This is a genomic window from Vibrio coralliilyticus ATCC BAA-450 (assembly GCF_000176135.1).
Classification (GTDB): domain Bacteria; phylum Pseudomonadota; class Gammaproteobacteria; order Enterobacterales; family Vibrionaceae; genus Vibrio; species Vibrio coralliilyticus.
In genome coordinates this window covers 1-25,087 of the sequence record NZ_ACZN01000012.1, presented here as the reverse complement: position 1 = coordinate 25,087, position 25,087 = coordinate 1, and the positions used below count along the sequence as shown (strand labels likewise).

15 protein-coding genes, 2 tRNA genes, 3 rRNA genes and 1 other annotated feature are annotated in these 25,087 nt (G+C 46.7%); of the genes, 10 read left to right on the top strand and 10 right to left on the bottom strand.

Annotation, left to right across the window (positions count from 1 at the left end):
- Nucleotides 1-32: 32 nt before the first annotated feature.
- From VIC_RS02865 to ettA, 3 genes are all read right to left on the bottom strand, one after another.
- Nucleotides 33-1,022 carry a M23 family metallopeptidase gene (locus VIC_RS02865; RefSeq protein ID WP_006957681.1) on the bottom strand — a complete coding sequence of 330 codons (990 nt, stop codon included), beginning with the start codon at nt 1,020-1,022 and terminating at the stop codon, nt 33-35.
- 9 nt (nt 1,023-1,031) lie between these two features.
- Entirely contained in the window at nt 1,032-1,403 is a 372-nt protein-coding gene (locus VIC_RS02860) for a PilZ domain-containing protein (RefSeq protein WP_006957680.1), read from the bottom strand.
- 168 nt (nt 1,404-1,571) lie between these two features.
- Nucleotides 1,572-3,239, bottom strand: a complete 1,668-nt coding sequence (gene ettA, locus VIC_RS02855; RefSeq protein WP_006957678.1) for an energy-dependent translational throttle protein EttA — start codon at nt 3,237-3,239, stop codon at nt 1,572-1,574.
- Between the two features lie 259 nt (nt 3,240-3,498).
- On the opposite strand from ettA, the gene sltY reads away from it, so the two are divergent.
- Both sltY and trpR read left to right on the top strand, forming a co-directional pair.
- Nucleotides 3,499-5,454, top strand: coding sequence for a murein transglycosylase (gene sltY / locus VIC_RS02850; protein WP_006957676.1), 1,956 nt, complete (start codon nt 3,499-3,501; stop codon nt 5,452-5,454).
- 29 nt (nt 5,455-5,483) lie between these two features.
- The gene (gene trpR, locus VIC_RS02845; RefSeq protein ID WP_006957674.1) at nt 5,484-5,780 is read left to right on the top strand and encodes a trp operon repressor; all 297 of its coding nucleotides are present in this window, start codon (nt 5,484-5,486) and stop codon (nt 5,778-5,780) included.
- Nucleotides 5,781-6,072: 292 nt separating this feature from the next.
- Here the strand turns inward: trpR and yjjX are convergent, their stop codons facing one another.
- The 7 genes from yjjX to VIC_RS02810 all read right to left on the bottom strand — a co-directional run bounded on the left by yjjX (nt 6,073) and on the right by VIC_RS02810 (nt 14,506).
- Nucleotides 6,073-6,606 (bottom strand): inosine/xanthosine triphosphatase, encoded by a 534-nt coding sequence (yjjX, locus tag VIC_RS02840; protein ID WP_006957672.1) that lies wholly within the window; start codon nt 6,604-6,606, stop codon nt 6,073-6,075.
- Complete coding sequence (locus VIC_RS02835) at nt 6,572-8,917, bottom strand: putative bifunctional diguanylate cyclase/phosphodiesterase (RefSeq protein ID WP_039951227.1); 2,346 nt, start codon at nt 8,915-8,917, stop codon at nt 6,572-6,574. The genes yjjX and VIC_RS02835 overlap by 35 nt, the downstream gene beginning before the upstream one ends.
- The gene (locus tag VIC_RS02830; protein ID WP_006957668.1) at nt 8,901-9,944 is read right to left on the bottom strand and encodes a polyamine ABC transporter substrate-binding protein; all 1,044 of its coding nucleotides are present in this window, start codon (nt 9,942-9,944) and stop codon (nt 8,901-8,903) included. The genes VIC_RS02835 and VIC_RS02830 overlap by 17 nt, the downstream gene beginning before the upstream one ends.
- A 166-nt stretch (nt 9,945-10,110) precedes the next feature.
- The gene (pheA, locus tag VIC_RS02825; protein WP_006957666.1) at nt 10,111-11,289 is read right to left on the bottom strand and encodes a prephenate dehydratase; all 1,179 of its coding nucleotides are present in this window, start codon (nt 11,287-11,289) and stop codon (nt 10,111-10,113) included.
- Nucleotides 11,290-11,302: 13 nt separating this feature from the next.
- Nucleotides 11,303-11,424, bottom strand: a sequence feature (Phe leader region).
- Between the two features lie 129 nt (nt 11,425-11,553).
- Nucleotides 11,554-11,883 carry a ribosome hibernation-promoting factor, HPF/YfiA family gene (hpf, locus tag VIC_RS02820; protein WP_006957664.1) on the bottom strand — a complete coding sequence of 110 codons (330 nt, stop codon included), beginning with the start codon at nt 11,881-11,883 and terminating at the stop codon, nt 11,554-11,556.
- Between the two features lie 341 nt (nt 11,884-12,224).
- Nucleotides 12,225-13,667 carry an MltF family protein gene (locus VIC_RS02815; protein ID WP_006957662.1) on the bottom strand — a complete coding sequence of 481 codons (1,443 nt, stop codon included), beginning with the start codon at nt 13,665-13,667 and terminating at the stop codon, nt 12,225-12,227.
- Nucleotides 13,668-13,780: 113 nt separating this feature from the next.
- Nucleotides 13,781-14,506 (bottom strand): outer membrane protein assembly factor BamD, encoded by a 726-nt coding sequence (locus tag VIC_RS02810; protein WP_006957661.1) that lies wholly within the window; start codon nt 14,504-14,506, stop codon nt 13,781-13,783.
- A 130-nt stretch (nt 14,507-14,636) separates the two neighbouring features.
- On the opposite strand from VIC_RS02810, the gene rluD reads away from it, so the two are divergent.
- The 8 genes from rluD to rrf all read left to right on the top strand — a co-directional run bounded on the left by rluD (nt 14,637) and on the right by rrf (nt 24,785).
- Complete coding sequence (gene rluD / locus VIC_RS02805; protein ID WP_006957659.1) at nt 14,637-15,614, top strand: 23S rRNA pseudouridine(1911/1915/1917) synthase RluD; 978 nt, start codon at nt 14,637-14,639, stop codon at nt 15,612-15,614.
- Nucleotide 15,615: 1 nt separating this feature from the next.
- Nucleotides 15,616-16,344 carry a peptidoglycan editing factor PgeF gene (gene pgeF, locus VIC_RS02800; protein WP_006957657.1) on the top strand — a complete coding sequence of 243 codons (729 nt, stop codon included), beginning with the start codon at nt 15,616-15,618 and terminating at the stop codon, nt 16,342-16,344.
- 112 nt (nt 16,345-16,456) lie between these two features.
- Nucleotides 16,457-19,030 carry an ATP-dependent chaperone ClpB gene (gene clpB / locus VIC_RS02795; protein ID WP_006957654.1) on the top strand — a complete coding sequence of 858 codons (2,574 nt, stop codon included), beginning with the start codon at nt 16,457-16,459 and terminating at the stop codon, nt 19,028-19,030.
- 476 nt (nt 19,031-19,506) lie between these two features.
- Nucleotides 19,507-21,059 (top strand): 16S ribosomal RNA (locus VIC_RS02790).
- A gap of 66 nt (nt 21,060-21,125) precedes the next feature.
- Nucleotides 21,126-21,202 (top strand) — tRNA-Ile (locus VIC_RS02785).
- Nucleotides 21,203-21,244: 42 nt separating this feature from the next.
- A tRNA-Ala gene (locus VIC_RS02780) sits at nt 21,245-21,320 on the top strand.
- A gap of 299 nt (nt 21,321-21,619) precedes the next feature.
- Nucleotides 21,620-24,508, top strand: a 23S ribosomal RNA gene (locus VIC_RS02775).
- A 161-nt stretch (nt 24,509-24,669) separates the two neighbouring features.
- Nucleotides 24,670-24,785: ribosomal RNA gene (gene rrf / locus VIC_RS02770) — 5S ribosomal RNA — on the top strand.
- Together the 16S, 23S and 5S rRNA genes with 2 tRNA genes alongside form the textbook arrangement of a ribosomal RNA operon.
- The last annotated feature ends 302 nt before the right edge of the window (nt 24,786-25,087 follow it).

Below are 25,087 nucleotides of genomic sequence, written 5' to 3'. Positions count from 1 at the left end.
ATATCGTAAGAGCTGCCCTCGGCAGCTCTTTTTTATTGTATGGTAAGAGTATCGGCTAGGTTCTCGTCACGCTTTACCGTACTTACCGGGGCATCCTGATAAGGATGGTTGGTGAGGTTGACTTGTAATCTGACCGTATTGTCTATCAACTCAACCAGCGGTGCCCATTTCACTTTCTTTTCTTTTTCAAACAGATAGTTAAAGTTCTCTGGCGTCCAATCCATGGTGTATTGAGGGTTCAGCGCTCGGCCAAGAAAACGGATCTCATAATGCAGGTGAGGGCCGGTCGAGTTTCCTGAGTTACCACACGTCGCAATTAACTCTCCCTTACTCACAAATTGACCACTGCGTACTTTAAATTTCGCAAGGTGGGCGTATGAGCTCATAAAGCCAAACGAATGCCTCAGCGTCAGGAAGTTTCCAAAGCCTTTTGAGCTTGGGCGAACTGTCTCCACCACACCATCGGCTGGAGCGTAAATCGCCTCGCCACGCTTACAGGTCAGATCGATTCCCGTATGGGTATGACGTTTACCAGTGATTGGATTAATGCGTCGACCATAAGATGAAGAGATGCGCAGATAGTCCATCGGTGTATCGTTCGGGATCATGCGGAACATGGTGGCGCGTACGGCAGAATCGATTGCTGCAGCGTCAATACGATTCGCCAAGTTGTACTCTTCAGCCTGCGTATCGTCAGCAAGGCCAAGCACTGACTCCACATCATAAACTCGCTTGCCTAGGGTATGGATTTGATCGCGCTTTTCTTCCAGCTCTTGAGACAAAGTATGAGTTTCATTGACCTGCTGTTGGTATTGTTGCTCGGCTTGCTCAAGTTGGTTGCGCAGTTGAACGACTTGAGATTGAGAAGAGTTCTGCTGCTGCCAGCTGTAATAGACGACAGTCGCGCTGGAGGCAATCGCACTGATTGAACCAGCAATAGTCAGAAGAAGGGCTTTTCTTGAAACGTGAAAGTGTTGCTCCCCAGATGAAGAGGGGATAGAAATTATTATCTTTTTGGACATACTGCTTAGTTAGGTGTATTCACCTAAGTCTGACAGGTGCTCAATGTCTCTGTGTAGGAGTTCATCGTCACCGACATTCAATTCAATTAACCGCTTCAGATGTCCGATACTTTCAATGTCAATATGATCAATACTCAGACGGATCACATTGTTATTGAGGCCCACAATTTTGCCGACCAGCTCAATCGTGATATCGCTGTCTTGAAGCGAAAACTCTACATCTACCATACTGTCGACATCAAGCGAGTCTGCGTCATCTGACGTCAGCAGCAGTCCATGCAGGGATAAATCACACAAAGAGGATTTCACCACTTTGTTTTCTTGAGATAGCAACGCTTGTGTCTGGTAAACAATGCGCGAAAAGCGACGGCGTTCAATCATAGTTGTCTCTCTTAATGGTATCCAGTAAGGCTATCAAATCAGAAGTGACTGCTATACGCGTCGGTTCGCATTATTGATTCAAAACACGGTAACAGCCGTAAGTATTGTGAACCAATATACAATAAAGGCCGCTAATATTAGCGGCCTTTGCACAAATTTCAAGCAAGATTACTTAGTAATGCGCTTGTATTTGATTCGGTGCGGTTCCGCTGCTTCCGGACCTAAGGTCTTCTTCAGCCACTCCATATACTCAGTATAGTTACCTTCGTAGAAGTTCACCTGACCTTCATCACGGTAGTCGATGATGTGCGTTGCGATACGGTCTAGGAACCAACGGTCGTGCGAGATAACCATGGCACAACCTGGGAACTCCAGTAGTGCTTCTTCTAGTGCACGCAACGTTTCAACATCAAGGTCGTTGGTTGGTTCATCGAGTAGCAGTACGTTGCCGCCAGCTTTAAGCAGTTTAGCAAGGTGCACACGGTTGCGCTCACCACCTGATAGTTCACCGATGATCTTTTGCTGGTCTGAGCCTTTGAAGTTAAAGCGAGAACAGTATGCACGCGCAGGAATTTCAAAGTTGTTGATCTTGATGATATCTGCGCCTTCAGAGATTTCCTGGAAGACAGTCTTGCTGTCATCCATGCTGTCACGGAACTGGTCGACAGACGCCAGCTTGACCGTATCACCCATATCAATGGAGCCTGAATCTGGCTGTTCTGTGCCACTCAGCATCTTGAAGAGGGTAGATTTACCTGCACCGTTGGCACCAATGATACCGACGATGGCACCTTTTGGCATACTGAATGAAAGATCATCAATAAGAACACGGCCGTCGAACGATTTAGTCAGGTTATTCACTTCAATAACCTTATCACCTAGGCGCTCACCTGGCGGGATGAACAGCTCGTTAGTCTCATTACGTTTCTGGTGATCACCGCTTTGAAGCTCTTCAAAACGTGCCATACGTGCTTTGGATTTCGCCTGACGACCTTTTGGATTCTGGCGAACCCATTCCAGTTCTTTCTCAATGGTTTTCTGACGAGCTTTTTCCTGAGACGCTTCTTGTTGTAGACGCGCGTCTTTTTGCTCTAGCCATGAGGTGTAGTTACCTTGCCATGGGATACCTTCACCACGGTCAAGCTCTAGAATCCAACCTGCAGCATTGTCTAGGAAGTAACGGTCGTGCGTGATAGCAACGACAGTACCAGTATAGTCAACCAGGAATCGCTCAAGCCAAGCGACTGATTCCGCATCCAAGTGGTTGGTTGGCTCGTCGAGAAGCAACATATCTGGCTTCTCAAGTAGCAGACGACAGATAGCCACACGGCGACGCTCACCACCAGACAGGTGCTCGATCTTTTGATCCCACTCAGGAAGACGCAGTGCATCTGCCGCACGCTCAAGCGCGTTATCTAGGTTGTGGCCATCTTTAGCTTGAATCAGTGCTTCCAGCTCGCCTTGCTCTTTTGCAAGCACATCGAAATCAGCATCTGGTTCTGCGTACGCAGCGTATACTTCGTCAAGACGCTTCATTGCACCCGCAACATCGGATACCGCTTCTTCAACGATTTCACGTACGGTCTTAGACTCGTCTAATACAGGCTCCTGCGGTAGGTAACCGACATTCAGACCTGGTTGTGGACGAGCTTCACCATCGATATCAGTGTCAATACCCGCCATGATACGCAGTAGGGTCGATTTACCCGCACCGTTCAGACCAAGAACACCGATCTTGGCACCAGGGAAAAAGCTTAGCGAGATGTCTTTCAGAATTTGACGCTTAGGTGGCACGATTTTGCTCACCCGCGACATGGTATATACGTATTCAGCCATTGCCGATCGTTCCTAAAATTTCAATTCACGTAGAGAGGCATTTTATACCAAGATGGGGGGCTTTGTTACCTTCGAAATGAGGATGATGAGGAACTAATCGGCCTTATTGATGGATAAGTGAACAATTCATTTATAGCGATGCCACTTATGTCACAGTTGTGTGAATTTATTATTATTTACATCTATACGCTTTACATGGCTGCTTACAATAAGCATAAATTAATAAACACACTAATTATTCTCAACAGGACGAGAATTTATGATGCTGACGTTTTCAAAGTCGCTGCATCGCATTCCTTCATCGATTCTGACCTGGGTCTCGATGGTTTGCAGCGCAAGCTTAGCCACTTCAGCAATGGCAAGTGATCTCCAGCAACAACGGAAAATTTATGACCAGGCGCAAGAATACCTCGACAATAATCAGGTAACTCAATATCAAGAAATCCGTAATAAAATCAAAGATTACCCTCTAACACCTTATACGGATTACCGTGCTTTTTTAGTTGATATCGGGCAACACTCACCGGCGGAAGTAGAAGCGTTTATTGATACTTATAGTACGTTGCCATTTTCAGCTCGCATTCGAGCTCCATACATCGACAGTCTTGCCAGACAAAAACAATGGCAAAAGCTGGCAGAATTTCAGACCGTAGAACCACGCGGTGAAACGTATCAATGTCACTACTATCATGCGCTTTATCGAACAGGTCATAAGGACCAAGCTTTTGAAGGTGCAGAGAAACTTTGGCACTCCGGGCAGAGTATTGCTGATGCTTGTGACCCGCTGTTTGAGGTTTGGGACAAAGCGGGGTTAAGAACCGATCAGCAAATTCTTGAGCGTATGCTGCTAGCGTTTGAAGCACGTAATGGCTCGCTAATGAACTACCTCAAAAAGCAGCTCAACTCTGACAAAGCACGTAAGCAAGCCTCTGATATGAAGGCGTTGTTTAATCGACCAGAAAATGTCGTTAACTTTGCTCGCCAGCACAGCGATAGTGATTTCAACCGTTTTCAGACAGGGCTTGCGTTGAAAAAGCTGGCGCGAAAAGACGTTAGAATGGCGCAGCAAGCGTTTGATCAAGCCACCTCTGCGCAGAAAATGCCTTTAGACGAGGCGCAGAAGCTGGCTGATTATATTGCCTTCCGATTGATTAACACCGATTCCGAGTCTTTGGCGCAATGGCGCGATAAAAAGATAGAAACGTCCAGTAATAATGATTTGATTGAGCGCAGGGTTCGCTTAGCGATTCAAGAAGCAGACTGGCATGGTGTGGAAGATTGGATAGGACACCTGCCAGATAAAAAGCAGCAAAGCCTGCGCTGGCAATATTGGTTAGGACGCAGTGAAGTCGCGTTGGGGGATATCACCAAAGGCAGCCAGCGTCTTGAAAATCTGGTGGGTCAGCGAAACTTCTATAGCGTTGCGGCCGCGAAAGAGATCAAGCGATCGATCAATTACCCAGTTTCCACCATCTCTTTTGAGCAGCAAGCGGTCAAACCGTTTATGACAGCCTTAGTGCGCATCGAAGAGCTGATTGAACGGGATAAAATTGCCGCAGCGAAAAGCGAATGGCGTTGGTTGCTCAATCGAGCTAATGCTGAGCAAAAAGAGATGCTAGCGGCGTACGCCTCCTATAAAGACTGGTCTCATTTGACCGTTACGGCGAGTATCAAAGCCAAAATGTGGGACAACCTAGAGCTGCGTTTCCCGGTGGCTCATCGCTGGTGGTTTAACTTCTATGGCGAAAAGCACAGCATTGATCCAATCACTCTGATGTCATTGGCGAGACAAGAGAGTGGTTTGGATGTTGAAGCGCGTTCTCCTGTTGGTGCGCGCGGTATCATGCAAATTATGCCATCAACGGCTAAGTACACTGCGCGTAAATATCAGCTGTCGTATCGCAGTAGCAATGACTTATATGAGGTTGGCAAAAACATAGAGATAGGCAGCCACTACCTGAAAGGCTTACTCGAGCGATACGATAATAATCGAATTTTCGCGCTTGCTGCGTATAATGCTGGACCACACCGAGTGAAAACCTGGCGTGAACGTACCCAAGGCAAACTGGATGCTTACGCATTTATTGAAGCCATTCCATTTAAGGAAACCCGTGGTTATGTGCAGAACATTCTGATGTTTGAAACATACTACCGTAACCTGTTGGGGGTCGATGGGGCGTTTCTCAATCAGAATGAGATTGATACCAGATACTAGTTTTATGACGTCCTAGGCAGCGAGAGCAAATGGCAACACAACCTGAGTACACCGACTGGCAACAGATCTTAGATTTGATTAAAACGAGCAGCGAATCCGACCAACACGAGATGTTGCTGACCATGCTGCTCACACCCGATGAGCGCGAATCTTTAATCGCAAGGGTCAATATATGTCGCGAATTGCTTAAAGGTGAATTGTCTCAGCGCCAAATCAGTCAGATGCTAGGGGTAGGTGTCGCCACCATTACTCGCGGCTCCAATGAGCTGAAGTCGAAGAGCGAAGCAGAAAAGGCTGAAATCTCAGCCTTACTTGAACCCAAATAAAGGTGCCATCGGCACCTTTGTTTTTATTAGGGTCTGTTGACCTTTTGAGCTGATTTTTGCAGCAGTTTGTGGGTTCTTTATACAAGGCAGAGGATTTGAAACGTAGTTGCCCTACCTGATAAGCCGATAACGCAGTAGAAAGGAACCACAAACGCTGCCCAGAGGGTTCGGCTAAAAGCGTTTTACTCTTTGTTGAGAGGTGTTTTGCTTAGGTCACTAGGCGACAAACCTCTCGCCGCGACTAAAACGCTTTTATCTCGAACAAAATTTAACCGCAAAAGGTCAACAGACCCTAGAGATTAGCGGGGAAGTGCTCTGGATTGGTAAATGGAATTAATGCCAATATCAACGCCTGATGATACACACTGCTACGCGTCAACTGGTCTTGCGTCAGTAGGCTAATGGCGCCACCTTTCTGTTTAATGTTGTCAGTGCCAAACACTTCGTCCATTACATCACCTAGCTCATTAGCCTTAGCCAGTTTTTCAATCACAACCGGTGGTAGCATCAAGCTAGCAGAGCGAGACTCACCACGATGTGTTTCTGACTCAATCACCATCCAAGCAAAGGTCACATTACCTTCAATACCAGCCTCGAGGCCAACATAATAGTCGCCATTGGGTTGAGACATTTTAGCGTTGCGGACTCGGTTGAGCGCACCTGTGTGCGTTTCTTCATTGCTCATTGGTTGATCGGCCACTTCACTAGCGACACTCACACCGACAAACTCGAACGTTTGTGAGTCAAAAGCTGCCTGAAATGCGCTTTTGACCGCGTTAATTTTGGCTGGGTTAAGCGAAGCGACAATAACTTTCTTCACCGACATGCTGGTTTCCTTGTGTGGATGAGTCGAGGAATTTCAGCTCAGACAATGAAACCGGAGGGGAAAGGAAATAACCTTGCATGTAGTCACACTGATTCTCCGCCAGCCATTGATGCATTTCCTGTGATTCAATGCCTTCAGCAGTCACTATCATTGACTGTGAATGACACAAATCCACCAGTGGCTTCACCACCTTCTGATTATTGGTTTTGATCAGAGCGGTAAGAAATTCACGGTCGAGCTTAATTTTCTGTACCGGGTATTCTACAAGCTGAGTGATAGATGTATAGCCGGAACCAAAATCATCAATCGCTAACTTAAAGCCCATCAATGACAGTTCATGTAGCAGAGAGTAGCTCTGGGAGTCTGTGGCAAAAGTTTCTGTGATTTCAAAATCCACCAAGCCGGGAATTACGTGATATTGATTGGCGGCGTGCTGTATGTCTCGCGCCAGTTGCAAGGAGTCCAGTTCTGCAGAAGAGAGATTGATTGACAGTTGAATCGGATGATCAAAACAGTTTTGCAGGGCGACAAAGTCTTTAAACGCCTGAAGTATGACCCAGCGATCAATCTTACCAAATAACCCCGTTTTCTCTGAGATAGGGATAAACTCGCCCGGATTGACCTTGCCCATTTTGGGTGACTCCCAACGCAACAGAGCTTCCACGCCGACAATGGTCTTACCCGAGCGATCAAAGTAAGGCTGATACATCAAATGGAACTCATCGTCGAACTCGCCATTTCTCAAGGCGCGCTCAATCTGAGTTCGGCGACGAACAATCTGATCCAGCTCTTCTGAATAACGTGCGACCTGGTTTTTCCCTGCACGTTTGGCCTGATACATCGCAGTGTCCGCATTAGACAGCAGTTTGGCTAAATCCTGCCCGTCTTGAGGGTAGCTCGCCACGCCGATACTGGCGGTAATCGGAAAGCTGCCTAGCGGTGAACTCTGAGGGTTTTGAATCGGTTCTAAAACCGCTTGGGCCACCTTGTCTGGGTAATTGTTGTCGTGTGCGGAAGCTATGAAAATAGCAAACTCGTCACCAGACAACCTTGAAGCGATGCACTTCACGCCATAAGACAGTTCATACTGATGACAGATTTCACGAATATGGTCGGCAAAGTTCACCAGCAACGAATCCCCCAAATGATGCCCGTATTTGTCATTGACGTACTTAAAGTTGTCCAAGTCGATATACAGAATCCAAGCGTGGGTGTGGAGCAGTTTGTTGGCAATTGTACGCTCGACATAGACTTGAAACTGGTAGCGATTGGCCAGTTGTGTCAGGTGGTCGTTCTCCGCCATTGCTTTGGTTTTCTGGTAACTTGAATTGAGCTCTTTGTACATATCATAAAAACGAACCGACAAACGGCCGATTTCATCGTCGCTGCTGAGCCGTTCAATGTTATGGCGCTTACGTTGTTCGACTTCTTGAAGTTGGTGTTCAAGACGGGTAATTGGACTGATGACGCGGCGATGGAGCAGAAACAGTAGGATCAGGATCGTTGCCGCAGTGGAGGCGCCAAAGAACAACAGCAGCCTTTGTTCGATCTTATGGAGCTTTTCAGCCAGTAGGTATTGCGCAGGATCTAACACCGCATAAAGGTTGGGCTTAAGCTCGACCGACTGAGTCAACCCTGATTTTATGACTGGTTGGTCAGCGAAGAATATGCTGCTGTCATTATCAAATTCGATGATGTGTTTTAGTTGGTCAAACTTATCCAATGACAGATAAACAACGATAAAAAATACCTGCTCGGTATTGTAACTAAGCGGAGAAATTAGCGTATTGGTATCGAGGACGTCGTAGCGCACTAAAATGCTCTGCCCTTGGTGGTTTTGCGTGAAACCTGTGTAGGATGTGTTACCCGTGCGGCGGTATGTTCGATCCACAAAGCGGAACACATTCTGATCGAGCTTAGAAAAAGGGTCGGACTGATTATCCGCATAGAACTGCGGGGCGCGATTATGATTCAGAATCGCGACGGCAATATCGTTCTGCTTATTGGCCTGCAGATTCTCTATCGTCGTCTGCAGGTTATCGATCAGCTCCATCTCCCGATACGGATTATCCTGTTGACCGAAGTAATGACGGATAATGTCACTCTTGGTTAAGGTCAGGGAATAGCTGTTCAGCAGTGCCACTGATTGGCGAAAGTGACCTGCGAGCTTTTCCATCGTTAACTGGAGATAACTGTTTTCGCGTTTAATTAACGCATCTTTTTGGTTGTTGTATATGCCGTAGCTAGAAAACGCAGCACTGATTAGGATGACTGGGGAAACTAGCAACAGAACTCTAGTACTGAGCTTCATGACGTTTCAGAATGCGATTTATTATTTTTGCTCGTAAGCTGATATTTGATGCCGAGAGTTCGCTATCTACGCGCCCTTGCTCGACTCGCTGTTGTTCTGGAAACAATGATGCATCATCTAGATACCAATCCGGCATCTGTTTTAACGCCGTTAAGTTTGGCGTTGCAGCTTTGATGTCTGTTGCATTTGTTGCAGCAATAGTGGGATCCATAAGGTACTCAAGGAAGGCTTTAGCCTTCTCCTTATTGGTTGAATGGCTACTGACGGCCAAACAGTCAACCCACAAAAATAACTCACCTTCAGGAACGATGAAATCCCACTGATTACCAGTGTAGTAGCGATTTAATGAGTATTGGTCACCACTGTAAGCCAGAGCCATTGCCAGCTTCGCAGCATTTCTGTTACTACGGATGTAGCTGAGAATGTATTCGTAGGTGAGGACTTTATCGCTGAAAGATTGCAATTCAGGGTAGGCTTGCTGGAAGAGCGATTCTTGTTCTTCTGTTGGAGAGATCCCCAAGCTGTAAAATACTGGTAGAAAGCTTTCGACGCTGTCATTGATCATACCAATTCGCCCTTCCAGAGCTTTCGGTGGATGGACAAATTCTTGCCAGCTGGTTGGAGGCTTTTTCACTATGTCTTTTCGATAAGCTATTCCCACTGTTCCCCAAAAGTAAGGAACAGCGTATTTTCCACAGGCTTGAAGCCATTTGTCGTCGTTATGGTGACGATTTTTCAGTTGGGTAAGATCTTCAAACGATCCCAAACGCCCATATATTTGAGCCGAAACATTATCCAAAACCACGAGATCAAAAGGTAGCTGAATACCTTTCATCATCAACAGGCTACGTTCATCATCATTATCAAAATGGGACAGCTTCAGCGGTGTGCCTGTGCTCGATTGCCAGCTTTCGATGACATTCGGTGAGAGCGTATCTTCCCACATGTAGACGTTGAGTGGAGAGTTTGCGTGAGTAGAAAAACTGGGCACGGAAAGTGCGACGGTAAGTAGAAATAGTGATCTCATATCAGCTAGGAAGTGGCCTTCTGACCCATGAATGGATAACGCCTATCAGAGTGATATGTTGAAAGGACTGACACACACCTAATATGCAACTAAGAAGCGGAATATTAGGTTCATTTATGAATAGTGTCAGTCCTTGTAAGTAATTTATTTGATCTGCATTGTTTAATTACTGAAGTTTCACTGTCGTTGGCTTGACATTCTCACTTGGGTAACAACCCAAAACTTTTAAATGTTTAGTCAGCTGCGTTAGCTCATTCAGGGCTTGCTGCATCTCTTCGGATTCAAGGTGAGATTCGAGATCAACATAAAACATCTCTTCCCAAGGGTTCCCCATAATTGGACGTGACTCCAATTTGTTCATGTTGATTCCGTACTTTTGTAGTACCAGCAAGGTCGCGACCAATGAACCGGCGTCTTGGGAGGTTGACATGATGAGTGTCGTTTTTGCTGGTATCTGGCTGGACACTTCGACAGGTTTACGTGCCACTATAATGAAACGGGTGTGATTCTCTGTTTGGTTGGCAATGTTGCCTTGGATCGGTTGTAGGCCGTAGAGCTTGCCACTCGAAGCATTACCAATAGCGGCAACATCGCTGCGGCCCATTTCTTTAACCTTCTGCATCGCATCAGCTGTGCTAGCACAAGACTCCAACGTGACACCTTTCATTCGGCTCAGGAACTCACTGCATTGTTGATGAGGCTGTGGGTGTGAGTAGAGTGTTTTTATCTCTTCTAAACGAATGTCCGATGTTGCTACTAGGCAATGTTCAATCGGCAGGGTCATTTCACCAACGATATACAGCGTTGTATGTTGCAGCAGGTCGTAAACTTCATTAATGGAACCAGAACTGGTGTTTTCAATCGGCAGTACGCCATAATCGGCATGACCAGATTCAACCGTCTGTGTCACTTCTTTGAAGTGCTCACAATTGAGCTCGATTAGTTCTGTATTTTTACGGCTGAAATACTCACGGCTAGCAAGATGGGAGTATGAGCCTTTAGAGCCAAGAAACGCTACACGAGCCAGCGGTTTACGGCTCAATTCAGGGTTGGCTAGATTCTGCAGGTAAGATTGTTGCAGTAAAACGGAGTCTTCAATGATGGTGTGGAACAGCTTAGTAATGTACTGAGCATCAAGTTCGTACTTGTCACGACCTGCGTTGATCAGTTTCACCAACAGCTGCTGTTCTCGGCTTGCGTCACGAACCGGTTTGGATGTCTGAACTTTACTCTTAGCCACCTCAATGCTCATCTTTCTTCGTTCAGATAAGAGCTTCAACAGTTCGTCATCCAGCTCATTTAAACGTAAGCGAATTTCATCGAGTGAGTATTTTTGTTCGGTCATCCTGCATTCCTTCATAAAAAAAGCCTCCCGATTGGGAGGCTTCCTGTTCGTTTTTGACTTTTCTTTCGAAAACGAGAGAGCCTCCAAGCTTAGTGGAGAAAAAAGAAGTCAAAAAAGAACAGGGTGTTGTGAGTCATAAATCATTACTTTTGTTGTGATGCTGCCAACACAATAAGCAACCGCTTAGTGAGCGTCAAGCAAAAAAATAGCGCCTTTCGGCGCTATTTTTTAAATCCTCTGTAACTCATCAATATGAGTTAACAATTATTCGCTTTCTATCTCTTCAAGCTCTGGTTTCTCTGCGCGTCGCGCTTCAGGCTTGTGACGAAGTTTGTTGAGCTGACGTTCCAGTTTTTGTTCTACCTCATTGATAGCAACGTACAGATCTTCGTTGGTGGCAGATGCAACAAGTTGGCCTTTAGGGACAGTAATGACAGCTTCAAATTTCTTCTGTTTATTCGGCTCCTCACTGAAGCTTGCCTGACATCCGATGATGTCTACTTGCCATTTTTCCAACTTTTTAAATTTGCTCTCGATATGAGCTCGGATTGCAGAGGTGGTTTCGATATTTTTACCAGTGATGTTTACTTTCATAGATGTTTTCCTCTGTAGCATCCCTTATGGGTTAACTTCAGATTACTCGCCTAAGCTTAAAATAATGTGACTCAAGTCACCTTTTTGTTGGTGTGTTTTTAGATTGAAATTAAACGTGATCTATCTCAAATACTTGGTTTGTTTGACGCTGAAAAAGCTTGTGCCCCAAAAAAATATCGCTAGATTGGAGAAGGTAACATACTAAAAATCATCCGCTTTTTAGGGCTCTAATTCGACCTGATAAAAATGGCTGGTTAATTGTTGCTCAACTACCAATGTGACTCTCTTCGCATTCTCTTCTGTAGTTTCCTTTCCCTCTTTTTGATGTACTTTCCCCGGCGTTACTGATCGATATTAGGAACGAAGAGATCTGGTGTGCCTGCACTGCTAGATTGGTGCTGACGCTGCTCTTTCAGGGCATTGAGCTGCTTGTAAATGACAAAATAGCGATTGATGTTGGATACATAGTGAACCGGTTCACGGCCAATATTCCGTCTCGCCATGATCTCAACATTCCGGAACCATCGATTGGGATCATATCCATTCTGCTTGGCCAAACTGCGCATCTTACGAATATTGGCAGGCCCAGCGTTGTATGCTGCCAAGGAAAAATAAACCTGATTATCGGGCGTGATGTCATCATCACTAAAATAGCGATCTTTGAGAAAGCGCATGTATTTCACGCCAGCATGGATATTGTTATCAACTTGATAGATGTCAGGAATGGCGACATTGGGATCTCTAGCAGTGCTGGGTAATACCTGCATGACGCCTACTGCGCCTTTGTGTGACACCTTGCTCTGATCTAAACCGGACTCCTGAAACCCTTGGGCTGAGATCATCAATGGGTCAAAGTCATATTGTTCGGAGTAGTTGGCGAAGATGCCTGATAACGAGTCTAGGCGAGTAATATGATCAGGGTTTAGAATACGTTTCAGCCAGCCTGTTTTATCAAGATATTTGCCGTAAATGACGTTACCTAACAAGGTGCCTGAACGGGTTTTCTTTAGACATTGGTTAACGAACGACTGTAAATCGGGGCTATTTTTGCGCATCGCCCAAGCAATCTTGCCATCAACTCTGAGAGGAGCTTGGTCGTGCACCTCAATGTTTTCCATTACCTTCAGCCAAAGCTCAGTTTTGTGGCTGTCCAAAACTGTGGCATCGATGTGGCCTTGATTAACCAATTCAATAATTTCAATATCTTGTAGCGTTTCTTCTACAAAGCGAATTGTGACGGGTTGCAAGTCATGCTCATCGAGCAATTGATTCACTTTTTGTAAGCTTTCGAAGTAGCTGGAGCTGGCTCGAACCCAAATCTCTTTACCACTGAGTTGCGTCAAGTTAGTAATTGGTGGGGTGGTACTACGAGTGACGAGCAGCTCACTGACGCCTTGTAAAACTGGAATGCTAAAATCGATATGTTTTGAGCGATAGGAAGTGATAGTCAGGTTTGCAACGATCAGATCGCCATAACCTTTTTCTAATGAAGGTAGTAACTCGTCTCTTTGTACCGGAATAATCTGCAGATTGAAGTAAGAGGAACGTTGTCTGAGTTCTTTCTCAAAGTGATACAGCAGCTCAGCAAGAATGCCTTTAGGTTTGCCCCCTTCAATATAATAAAAGCCGAGATCGGCTGAAACCAATACCCGTATAGCCCCTTTCTTTTCGAGCTCAGTCAGGTCTCCAAAGTAAGGATCTTTTTGTAATGGTGACAAAGAAAGCGCTGCCGCTTGATGGGAGATGGCGGCGAATAAAACCAGAATTAAGACAACTCGACTCATGAAGTACCCTCGATAGATCATCTATTAAAGGTAGTTCTTAACAAGTCACTCAGCAAAATAGGCAATAAAAAACCGCCTCAGTGTGGAGGCGGTTTTCTTTAACTTCTAAGTAGTTACTGAGGGTTTAGCTCGATAAGTTGCCTGGTGCGCTTAGCGGCATCTTCTAGCCCAAGTTTTTCATAGGCTTCTAGTTGGATCTCGAGTGACTTACGAGCCGCTTCTGTATCCGGGTAAGTCTTTTGCAACTCTTGTGTTCGGTTTATGGCGGCGATCCAAGCTTCACGACGCAGGTAGAAGTCTGCCGTTGCCAGATCGTATTCCGCTAAACGATTTTTCAGGGCAAACATACGTTTTTGAGCGTCTTCTGCATAAGGGCTATTTGGATAACGTTCTAGCAGCTTTTTGAAATCAGCAAAGGCTTTTTTCACTGGTTCAGGGTCTCGATCACTACGGTCAACATTAAATAGATCGTGCATAAAGTTACGATCCTGTGCCATGTGAGTTAGACCACGCATGTACAAAACCCAATCAAGTTTTTCGTGAGTTGGATTGAGACGAGAGAAACGCTCAATCGTCGCAAGACCAAGCGCTAAATCGTCGTTTTTGTAGTAGGCATAAATTAGATCCAGCTGAACCTGCTCGGAGTATGCGCCAAACGGGTAGCGAGAATCCAGCGCTTCCAGTTTGTCGATGGCGGTTAACCAGTTGCCACTTTGCAGCGATATCTGTGCTTCTGAGTAGAGTTCCGATGGCGGTATATCCGGGACGATTTCTTCGCTGCTAGAACAGCCAACCAAAACGGATAATGCCAATAAGCCAGATAAAGTATGCTTTTTCATGTCAGGATTCGATTCCTTGAGATAAATATTTCTTGCGCTTCCGTTACTTTCTTGCCGGTAGCAGATACAATGGAGCGATATTCTTCCACACTAGTGACAATTAGTCTCACAGTTTTTAAAAAAGTTCGATATGGCTCAGCAGATTGAATTAACGCATACAGTAAAAGATAGTCAATTAGGTCAACGTCTTGACCAGGCGATCGCAGAACTATTCGCCGACTTTTCCCGCTCCCGTCTGAAAGAATGGTTGGTCGACGGCAAAGTTCAGGTCAATGGTGAGGTGATTACCAAACCCCGCACGAAAGTGATGGGCGGTGAAATCATTACGCTACAGGCCGAACTGGAAGACGAAGAGCGCTGGGAAGCGCAAGATATCCCATTGGATATCGTTTATGAAGATGACGATATTATGGTCATCAATAAACCAAGAGATTTTGTTGTTCACCCAGGTGCCGGTACTCCTGATGGGACGGTATTAAATGCTCTGCTGCATCATTACCCTGATATTGCCGAAGTGCCTCGAGCGGGTATTGTTCATCGTCTTGATAAGGACACTACAGGTTTGATGGTGGTAGCGAAAACAGTACCAGCACAGACTCGTCTCGTTCGAGCACTGCAAAAGCGTAACATTACTCGTGAGTATGAAGCGATTGCGATTGGCCGTATGACTGCGGGCGGACGAGTAGAGCAGCCGATTGGTCGTCACTCAACGAAGCGTACTTTGATGGCGGTTAGCCCAATGGGTAAGCCAGCGGTTACGCACTATCGAGTCGCAGAACATTTCCGTGAACACACCCGTATTCGCTTACGCCTTGAAACTGGTCGAACTCACCAGATCCGTGTGCACATGTCTTACCTTCAGCACCCATTGCTGGGTGATTCTGCTTATGGTGGCCGAGCGCGAATTCCTTCGGGGGCTTCAGAGGAACTGGCGGAAATGATCCGTAAGTTTGATCGTCAAGCGCTCCATGCTGTGATGCTAAAGTTTGATCATCCAGTGACTGGAGAAGAGCTGGAGTTCCACGCTCCAGTACCAGACGACATGGTCGAAATGGCCGAAGCGCTTCGCCAAGATACGCAGCACCACGGATTAGAAGACGAATTCTAAGATGGACATGATCATCCCTAACTGGCCTGCGCCGAGCAATGTTAAAGCTTTTGCCTCGACTCGACAGCAAGGCTTTTCTTCTGGTGTTTATCAGGGGTTAAACCTTGGCGATCATGTTGGGGATGAACTTGCGATTGTTGAAAAGAACCGCCAATGGTTAACACAGCAATCTCAGATGCCGACATCACCTATCTGGCTTAATCAGACACACTCTACGGTTGTTTTGGAAGCTGACAAACCAACACAAAATGTGCTGGATGCTGACGGCCTCTTTACCCAACAGGCAGGCGTAGTGTGTTCTGCTATGACCGCTGATTGCTTACCCGTTTTGTTGACGAATACTGCTGGTACGCAAGTGGCTGCGGTTCATGCAGGCTGGCGTGGTTTGGCTGATGGGATTGTTGAAAATGCTGTTTCGAAATTTGACGGACAGGTGATGGCCTGGATTGGTCCGGCAATCGGCGCTTCGGCGTTTGAGGTCGGTCAAGACGTACTGGATTCATTTGTCTCATTCGACTCTGCGGCTAAAAAGGCATTTGTACCACGCGAGAAGCCGGGAAAATGGCTGGCAGATATGAACATGCTTGTTACTCAACGCTTGAATAAAGTGGGTGTGACTGACGTTTATTACAGCGAACTGTGTACTTATCTCGATCAGGAGCGCTTCTTTTCCTATCGCCGAGATGGTTCCACTGGAAGGCAAGCAACATTTATCTGGCTGGAAAAGTAACTCTCAGAATTGCTAAGGAAACTTAGCTCTCTCCCCTTGAAAATCGATTCTTGCGTATCCATCTTTCATACTGTCTATAAGAGTATTCTCCGTTAAGGTTAGGAAGGTAGGTATGCGTCTCGACAGATTCACAAGCAAATTTCAAATCGCGATATCTGACGCACAATCGCTCGCGCTGGGGCGCGATCACCAGTACATAGAACCAGTGCACTTAATGGTTGCGCTGATGGATCAGAATGGCAGCCCTATTCGCCCATTACTGACTATGCTCGATGTCGATGTAACCCATTTACGCTCTAAGCTGAGTGAGATCCTTGATCGTTTACCTAAAGTAAGTGGTATAGGTGGGGATGTTCAGTTATCCAGTGCGATGGGCACGCTTTTCAATTTGTGTGACAAAGTCGCGCAAAAGCGTCAGGACGCCTACATTTCCTCAGAAGTTTTCCTCCTTGCTGCTATTGAAGATCGCGGACCACTCGGTGAGCTTTTAAAAGAGTTAGGTTTAACCGAAGCTAAGTTGAGTGATGCTATTGATAAGGTACGCGGTGGGCAAAAAGTTAATGATCAGAATGCTGAAGACCTACGCCAAGCCTTAGAAAAGTTCACCATCGATCTAACCGAACGAGCTGAGCAAGGTAAATTGGACCCGGTCATTGGTCGTGATGACGAGATTCGTCGTACGATTCAAGTACTGCAGCGTCGAACCAAAAATAACCCAGTGATTATCGGTGAACCGGGTGTCGGTAAAACCGCGATTGTTGAAGGGTTAGCACAGCGCATCATCAATAATGAAGTTCCAGAAGGGCTACGTAACAAGCGAGTCCTGTCGCTTGATATGGGCACTTTAGTTGCTGGCGCGAAATACCGTGGTGAATTTGAAGAGCGTTTGAAGTCGGTTCTTAATGAGCTGTCTAAAGAAGAGGGCAATGTCATCCTCTTTATCGACGAGATTCATACCATGGTTGGAGCTGGTAAAGGTGAAGGCTCTATGGATGCCGGCAACATGCTCAAACCTGCTTTAGCACGTGGAGAACTTCACTGTGTTGGTGCCACTACATTAGATGAATATCGCCAATATATTGAAAAAGATCCGGCATTAGAGCGCCGTTTCCAAAAAGTGCTGGTGGATGAGCCTTCGGTTGAAGATACGGTGGCTATTTTACGTGGACTGAAAGAGCGCTACGAGCTGCATCACCATGTAGAGATTACCGATCCTGCGATTGTTGCTGCGGCGAGTTTATCTCATCGCTACGTTTCCGATCGTCAATTGCCTGATAAAGCGATTGACTTGATTGATGAGGCTGCATCAAGCATCCGCATGCAGATCGACTCCAAGCCTGAATCACTCGATAAGCTGGAGCGTAAAATTATCCAGCTTAAAATTGAACAGCAGGCGTTGACCAATGAACATGACGAAGCAAGTGAAAAGCGCTTAAGTAACCTCAACGAAGAATTGGAAGACAAAGAGCGTGCATTTGCTGAGCTTGAAGAAGTGTGGAATGCAGAGAAAGCGGCATTATCAGGGACGCAACATATCAAGAGCGAATTAGAGCAGGCTCGAATGGATATGGAATTTGCTCGTAGAGCGGGTGATCTCAATCGAATGTCTGAACTTCAATATGGTCGTATTCCTGAATTAGAGAAGCAACTGGATCTTGCGACTCAAGCAGAGATGCAGGAAATGACCTTGTTACGTAACAAAGTCACAGACAACGAGATTGCTGACGTATTGTCGAAGCAGACTGGTATTCCTGTCTCCAAAATGTTGGAAGCAGAAAAAGAAAAGCTTCTGCGTATGGAAGAGGTATTACACGCTCGTGTCATTGGCCAAAGCGAAGCCGTAGAAGTGGTTTCAAATGCAATTCGCCGTAGCAGAGCAGGGTTGTCGGATCCAAATAAACCGATAGGCTCCTTCTTATTCTTAGGTCCGACAGGTGTTGGTAAAACAGAATTATGCAAAACGCTGGCAAGCTTTATGTTCGACAGTGAAGATGCCATGGTTCGAATTGATATGTCGGAGTTTATGGAGAAACACTCGGTTGCTCGCCTAGTGGGTGCACCTCCTGGATATGTTGGCTATGAAGAAGGTGGTTACCTGACGGAAGCCGTACGTAGAAAACCTTATTCAGTGATTCTGTTAGATGAAGTTGAAAAAGCGCATCCAGATGTGTTCAACATTTTATTGCAAGTGCTTGACGATGGCCGTTTAACTGATGGACAAGGTCGCACCGTCGATTTCCGCAATACGGTTGTCATCATGACATCCAACTTAGGTTCGGCGAGAATCCAGGAAAACTTTGGTTCTTTGGATTATCAAGGAATGAAAGAACAGGTGATGGAAGTCGTCAACAAACATTTCCGTCCAGAATTTCTCAACCGTGTCGATGAGAGTGTTGTTTTCCATCCACTTGGTCAGGAGCATATTAAGTCGATTGCGTCTATTCAATTGCAGAGACTGTCCAAACGTATGGAAGAAAGAGGTTATGCGTTAGAGGTTTCAGATAAAGCGTTGGATCTTATTGCCCAAGTTGGTTTTGATCCGGTATATGGTGCTCGACCTCTGAAAAGGGCAATTCAGCAAAGTGTTGAAAACCCACTGGCTAAAGCAATACTGGCTGGAAAAGTCGTGCCAGATAAACCAGTTAAGCTACTGGTCAGTAAAGATCAGATTATTGCCCATCAATGATGAGGTGTATAGAAAAGGGCTCTTGGGAGCCCTTTTTGCTTTCATTTACGCCGCTTTGATTAAATTGCGAGCGAACGAAGTAAAAACTACAAGTTTTTTCAATTTCCCTCTTGTACTGTCGAGTGAACTCCCTATAATGCGCCCTCGTTGTCACGGGATGCTAAACAAATCTCGCCGATGATAAGACGGCTTGAAGTTAATCATTTAACTTTAAGAGAAATAACAAAAAAGTGTTTGACACTATGAGTTATCTCGCTAAAATGGCCGTCCGTTTTGAGCAAAGCTTAAAACAAAGTTCTTTAACAATATAAACCTATCAATCTGTGTGGGCACTCGTTGATGATAATCCAATTAGAAGCTTCGGTTTCAAATTAGGTTTCAATGATACGAAGTGACCATTGAATCTTCGGATTCAGCACAGTCAATTCAAACATTACTTATGTAATGTTCAGTATTCATTGAGCCGACAAAATCTTAAATTGAAGAGTTTGATCATGGCTCAGATTGAACGCTGGCGGCAGGCCTAACACATGCAAGTCGAGCGGAAACGAGTTGTCTGAACCTTCGGGGAACGACAACGGCGTCGAGCGGCGGACGGGTGAGTAATGCCTGGGAAATTGCCCTGATGTGGGGGATAACCATTGGAAACGATGGCTAATACCGCATAATAGCTTCGGCTCAAAGAGGGGGACCTTCGGGCCTCTCGCGTCAGGATATGCCCAGGTGGGATTAGCTAGTTGGTGAGGTAATGGCTCACCAAGGCGACGATCCCTAGCTGGTCTGAGAGGATGATCAGCCACACTGGAACTGAGACACGGTCCAGACTCCTACGGGAGGCAGCAGTGGGGAATATTGCACAATGGGCGCAAGCCTGATGCAGCCATGCCGCGTGTATGAAGAAGGCCTTCGGGTTGTAAAGTACTTTCAGCAGTGAGGAAGGTGGTAGTGTTAATAGCACTATCATTTGACGTTAGCTGCAGAAGAAGCACCGGCTAACTCCGTGCCAGCAGCCGCGGTAATACGGAGGGTGCGAGCGTTAATCGGAATTACTGGGCGTAAAGCGCATGCAGGTGGTTTGTTAAGTCAGATGTGAAAGCCCGGGGCTCAACCTCGGAATTGCATTTGAAACTGGCAGACTAGAGTACTGTAGAGGGGGGTAGAATTTCAGGTGTAGCGGTGAAATGCGTAGAGATCTGAAGGAATACCGGTGGCGAAGGCGGCCCCCTGGACAGATACTGACACTCAGATGCGAAAGCGTGGGGAGCAAACAGGATTAGATACCCTGGTAGTCCACGCCGTAAACGATGTCTACTTGGAGGTTGTGGCCTTGAGCCGTGGCTTTCGGAGCTAACGCGTTAAGTAGACCGCCTGGGGAGTACGGTCGCAAGATTAAAACTCAAATGAATTGACGGGGGCCCGCACAAGCGGTGGAGCATGTGGTTTAATTCGATGCAACGCGAAGAACCTTACCTACTCTTGACATCCATAGAACTTTCCAGAGATGGATTGGTGCCTTCGGGAACTATGAGACAGGTGCTGCATGGCTGTCGTCAGCTCGTGTTGTGAAATGTTGGGTTAAGTCCCGCAACGAGCGCAACCCTTATCCTTGTTTGCCAGCGAGTCATGTCGGGAACTCCAGGGAGACTGCCGGTGATAAACCGGAGGAAGGTGGGGACGACGTCAAGTCATCATGGCCCTTACGAGTAGGGCTACACACGTGCTACAATGGCGCATACAGAGGGCGGCCAACTTGCGAAAGTGAGCGAATCCCAAAAAGTGCGTCGTAGTCCGGATTGGAGTCTGCAACTCGACTCCATGAAGTCGGAATCGCTAGTAATCGTAGATCAGAATGCTACGGTGAATACGTTCCCGGGCCTTGTACACACCGCCCGTCACACCATGGGAGTGGGCTGCAAAAGAAGTGGGTAGTTTAACCTTCGGGGGGACGCTCACCACTTTGTGGTTCATGACTGGGGTGAAGTCGTAACAAGGTAGCGCTAGGGGAACCTGGCGCTGGATCACCTCCTTATACGATGATTACTCACGATGAGTGTCCACACAGATTGATGGTTTATGTAGTTTAAGAGACGATACTGGGTCTGTAGCTCAGGTGGTTAGAGCGTTCGCCTGATAAGCGAGAGGTCGGTGGTTCAAGTCCACTCAGACCCACCAATCTTCCTCCCAGGAGATTGGCAACAGTATCGACACCTTGATGGGGCTATAGCTCAGCTGGGAGAGCGCCTGCCTTGCACGCAGGAGGTCAGCAGTTCGATCCTGCTTAGCTCCACCATCTTTAAGTGTTCTTGAAAAAGAATCTTTAAAAATGGTTCATTTATGAATCTAGCTCTTTAACAATTTGGAAAGCTGACGAATAACAACAATCCCCATCTCTATGAGATGCGTTGTTATTCATTGAAAAGTTCTCAAATCCTAATGACTTGTTCATTAGGTACCAACACACATTCAAGTGTTCTTGGAAACATCCTTGTGATGTTTAATATTTGAGTCCGGCAAAATCGAGTCTGCATCATGTTTAAATAATTGCAGACAACTTTGGTTGTTTGATTGTAAGACCCTTTGGGGTTGTATGGTTAAGTGACTAAGCGTACACGGTGGATGCCTTGGCAGTCAGAGGCGATGAAGGACGTATTAACTTGCGATAAGCCCAGATTAGACAGTAAAAGTCATTTGAGTCTGGGATTTCCGAATGGGGAAACCCACCTGCATAAGCAGGTATCATTATCTGAATACATAGGGTAATGAGGCGAACCGGGGGAACTGAAACATCTAAGTACCCCGAGGAAAAGAAATCAACCGAGATTCCGAAAGTAGCGGCGAGCGAAATTGGACTAGCCCTTAAGCCTTTAATGCGTCAGGTGAAAGTTCTGGAAAGTTCTGCGATACAGGGTGATAGCCCCGTAACCGACAGCGCATTTTAGGTGAAATCGAGTAGGGCGGGACACGTGATATCCTGTCTGAATATGGGGGGACCATCCTCCAAGGCTAAATACTACTGACTGACCGATAGTGAACCAGTACCGTGAGGGAAAGGCGAAAAGAACCCCTGTGAGGGGAGTGAAATAGAACCTGAAACCGTGTACGTACAAGCAGTAGGAGCACCTTCGTGGTGTGACTGCGTACCTTTTGTATAATGGGTCAGCGACTTATATTCAGTAGCAAGGTTAACCATCTAGGGGAGCCGTAGAGAAATCGAGTCTTAACTGGGCGTCGAGTTGCTGGATATAGACCCGAAACCAGGTGATCTAGCCATGGGCAGGTTGAAGGTTGAGTAACATCAACTGGAGGACCGAACCGACTAATGTTGAAAAATTAGCGGATGACTTGTGGCTAGGGGTGAAAGGCCAATCAAACCTGGAGATAGCTGGTTCTCCCCGAAATCTATTTAGGTAGAGCCTCGGACGAATACTACTGGGGGTAGAGCACTGTTAAGGCTAGGGGGTCATCCCGACTTACCAACCCTTTGCAAACTCCGAATACCAGTAAGTACTATCCGGGAGACACACGGCGGGTGCTAACGTCCGTCGTGGAGAGGGAAACAACCCAGACCGCCAGCTAAGGTCCCAAATTACAGCTAAGTGGGAAACGATGTGGGAAGGCTTAGACAGCTAGGATGTTGGCTTAGAAGCAGCCATCATTTAAAGAAAGCGTAATAGCTCACTAGTCGAGTCGGCCTGCGCGGAAGATGTAACGGGGCTAAGCTGTAAACCGAAGCTGCGGCAATGCATTTTATGTATTGGGTAGGGGAGCGTTCTGTAAGCCGTTGAAGGTGAGTTGTAAAGCTTGCTGGAGGTATCAGAAGTGCGAATGCTGACATGAGTAACGATAAAGGGGGTGAAAAACCTCCTCGCCGGAAGACCAAGGGTTCCTGTCCAACGTTAATCGGGGCAGGGTAAGTCGACCCCTAAGGCGAGGCCGAAAGGCGTAGTCGATGGGAAACGGGTTAATATTCCCGTACTTCTTACAATTGCGATGGGGGGACGGAGAAGGCTAGGTGGGCCTGGCGACGGTTGTCCAGGTTCAAGTGCGTAGGCTTGAGAGTTAGGTAAATCCGGCTCTCTTTAAGGCTGAGACACGACGTCGAGCACCTACGGGTGTGAAGTCATTGATGCCATGCTTCCAGGAAAAGCCTCTAAGCTTCAGATTGTAAGGAATCGTACCCCAAACCGACACAGGTGGTCGGGTAGAGAATACCAAGGCGCTTGAGAGAACTCGGGTGAAGGAACTAGGCAAAATGGTACCGTAACTTCGGGAGAAGGTACGCTCCTGTCGGTGAAGTCCCTTGCGGATGGAGCTAACGGGAGTCGCAGATACCAGGTGGCTGCAACTGTTTATTAAAAACACAGCACTGTGCAAAATCGTAAGATGACGTATACGGTGTGACGCCTGCCCGGTGCCGGAAGGTTAATTGATGGGGTTAGACGTAAGTCGAAGCTCTTGATCGAAGCCCCGGTAAACGGCGGCCGTAACTATAACGGTCCTAAGGTAGCGAAATTCCTTGTCGGGTAAGTTCCGACCTGCACGAATGGCGTAATGATGGCCACGCTGTCTCCACCCGAGACTCAGTGAAATTGAAATCGCTGTGAAGATGCAGTGTACCCGCGGCTAGACGGAAAGACCCCGTGAACCTTTACTACAGCTTGGCACTGAACATTGACCCTACATGTGTAGGATAGGTGGGAGGCTTTGAAACCGGTACGCCAGTATCGGTGGAGCCGTCCTTGAAATACCACCCTTGTAGTGTTGATGTTCTAACTTAGACCCGTCATCCGGGTTGAGGACAGTGCCTGGTGGGTAGTTTGACTGGGGCGGTCTCCTCCCAAAGAGTAACGGAGGAGCACGAAGGTGGGCTAATCACGGTTGGACATCGTGAGGTTAGTGCAATGGCATAAGCCCGCTTGACTGCGAGAATGACAATTCGAGCAGGTGCGAAAGCAGGTCATAGTGATCCGGTGGTTCTGTATGGAAGGGCCATCGCTCAACGGATAAAAGGTACTCCGGGGATAACAGGCTGATACCGCCCAAGAGTTCATATCGACGGCGGTGTTTGGCACCTCGATGTCGGCTCATCACATCCTGGGGCTGAAGTCGGTCCCAAGGGTATGGCTGTTCGCCATTTAAAGTGGTACGCGAGCTGGGTTTAGAACGTCGTGAGACAGTTCGGTCCCTATCTGCCGTGGGCGTTGGAAGATTGAAGGGGGCTGCTCCTAGTACGAGAGGACCGGAGTGGACGAACCTCTGGTGTTCGGGTTGTCATGCCAATGGCATTGCCCGGTAGCTAAGTTCGGAATCGATAACCGCTGAAAGCATCTAAGCGGGAAGCGAGCCCTGAGATGAGTCTTCCCTGACCCCTTGAGGGTCCTAAAGGGTTGTTCGAGACTAGAACGTTGATAGGCAGGGTGTGTAAGCGTTGTGAGGCGTTGAGCTAACCTGTACTAATTGCCCGTGAGGCTTAACCATACAACACCCAAAGGGTTTTGATGGACTCAAAGTAAGAACAGATTGAATGTGTAGAGAACACAATAACAGCTTTCCGAATTATTCGATTTGCAAGCAAATCTCACCCTAAAGGGCCGCACTAAAGTGCGTTTGAATTTGCGAGCAAATTGATAAAGAATTTGCTTGGCGACCATAGCGTTGTGGACCCACCTGATCCCATGCCGAACTCAGAAGTGAAACGCAATAGCGCCGATGGTAGTGTGGGGCTTCCCCATGTGAGAGTAGGACATCGCCAGGCTTTAATTTCGACTTTGCTTATCTATTAAGCAAGTCACCATAAAGTTCTAATCTTTTTTAGAGTTTTATGTTGACTTCAACAGTCAGTCGCGTAATATACGCGTCCTGCTTAGGTGCTAAGACACTGAAAGCACAGCTCTTTAACAATATAAACCTATCAATCTGTGTGGGCACTCGTTGATGATAATCCAATTCGATACTTCGGTATCAAATTAGGTTTCAATGATACGAAGTGACCATTGAATCTTCGGATTCAGCACAGTCAATTCAAACATTACTTATGTAATGTTCAGTATTCATTGA

What these genes read in the sequence shown, in the direction of transcription:
- trpR (WP_006957674.1), top strand. Translation starts at nt 5,484, where the DNA reads ATGGCAACACAACCTGAGTACACCGACTGGCAACAGATCTTAGATTTG.
- VIC_RS02810 (WP_006957661.1), bottom strand. Translation starts at nt 14,506, where the DNA reads ATGAAAAAGCATACTTTATCTGGCTTATTGGCATTATCCGTTTTGGTT.
- clpB (WP_006957654.1), top strand. Translation starts at nt 16,457, where the DNA reads ATGCGTCTCGACAGATTCACAAGCAAATTTCAAATCGCGATATCTGAC.
- VIC_RS02815 (WP_006957662.1), bottom strand. Translation starts at nt 13,667, where the DNA reads ATGAGTCGAGTTGTCTTAATTCTGGTTTTATTCGCCGCCATCTCCCAT.
- hpf (WP_006957664.1), bottom strand. Translation starts at nt 11,883, where the DNA reads ATGAAAGTAAACATCACTGGTAAAAATATCGAAACCACCTCTGCAATC.
- sltY (WP_006957676.1), top strand. Translation starts at nt 3,499, where the DNA reads ATGATGCTGACGTTTTCAAAGTCGCTGCATCGCATTCCTTCATCGATT.
- yjjX (WP_006957672.1), bottom strand. Translation starts at nt 6,606, where the DNA reads ATGTCGGTGAAGAAAGTTATTGTCGCTTCGCTTAACCCAGCCAAAATT.
- VIC_RS02835 (WP_039951227.1), bottom strand. Translation starts at nt 8,917, where the DNA reads ATGAAGCTCAGTACTAGAGTTCTGTTGCTAGTTTCCCCAGTCATCCTA.
- VIC_RS02865 (WP_006957681.1), bottom strand. Translation starts at nt 1,022, where the DNA reads ATGTCCAAAAAGATAATAATTTCTATCCCCTCTTCATCTGGGGAGCAA.
- ettA (WP_006957678.1), bottom strand. Translation starts at nt 3,239, where the DNA reads ATGGCTGAATACGTATATACCATGTCGCGGGTGAGCAAAATCGTGCCA.
- VIC_RS02830 (WP_006957668.1), bottom strand. Translation starts at nt 9,944, where the DNA reads ATGAGATCACTATTTCTACTTACCGTCGCACTTTCCGTGCCCAGTTTT.
- rluD (WP_006957659.1), top strand. Translation starts at nt 14,637, where the DNA reads ATGGCTCAGCAGATTGAATTAACGCATACAGTAAAAGATAGTCAATTA.
- VIC_RS02860 (WP_006957680.1), bottom strand. Translation starts at nt 1,403, where the DNA reads ATGATTGAACGCCGTCGCTTTTCGCGCATTGTTTACCAGACACAAGCG.
- pheA (WP_006957666.1), bottom strand. Translation starts at nt 11,289, where the DNA reads ATGACCGAACAAAAATACTCACTCGATGAAATTCGCTTACGTTTAAAT.
- pgeF (WP_006957657.1), top strand. Translation starts at nt 15,616, where the DNA reads ATGGACATGATCATCCCTAACTGGCCTGCGCCGAGCAATGTTAAAGCT.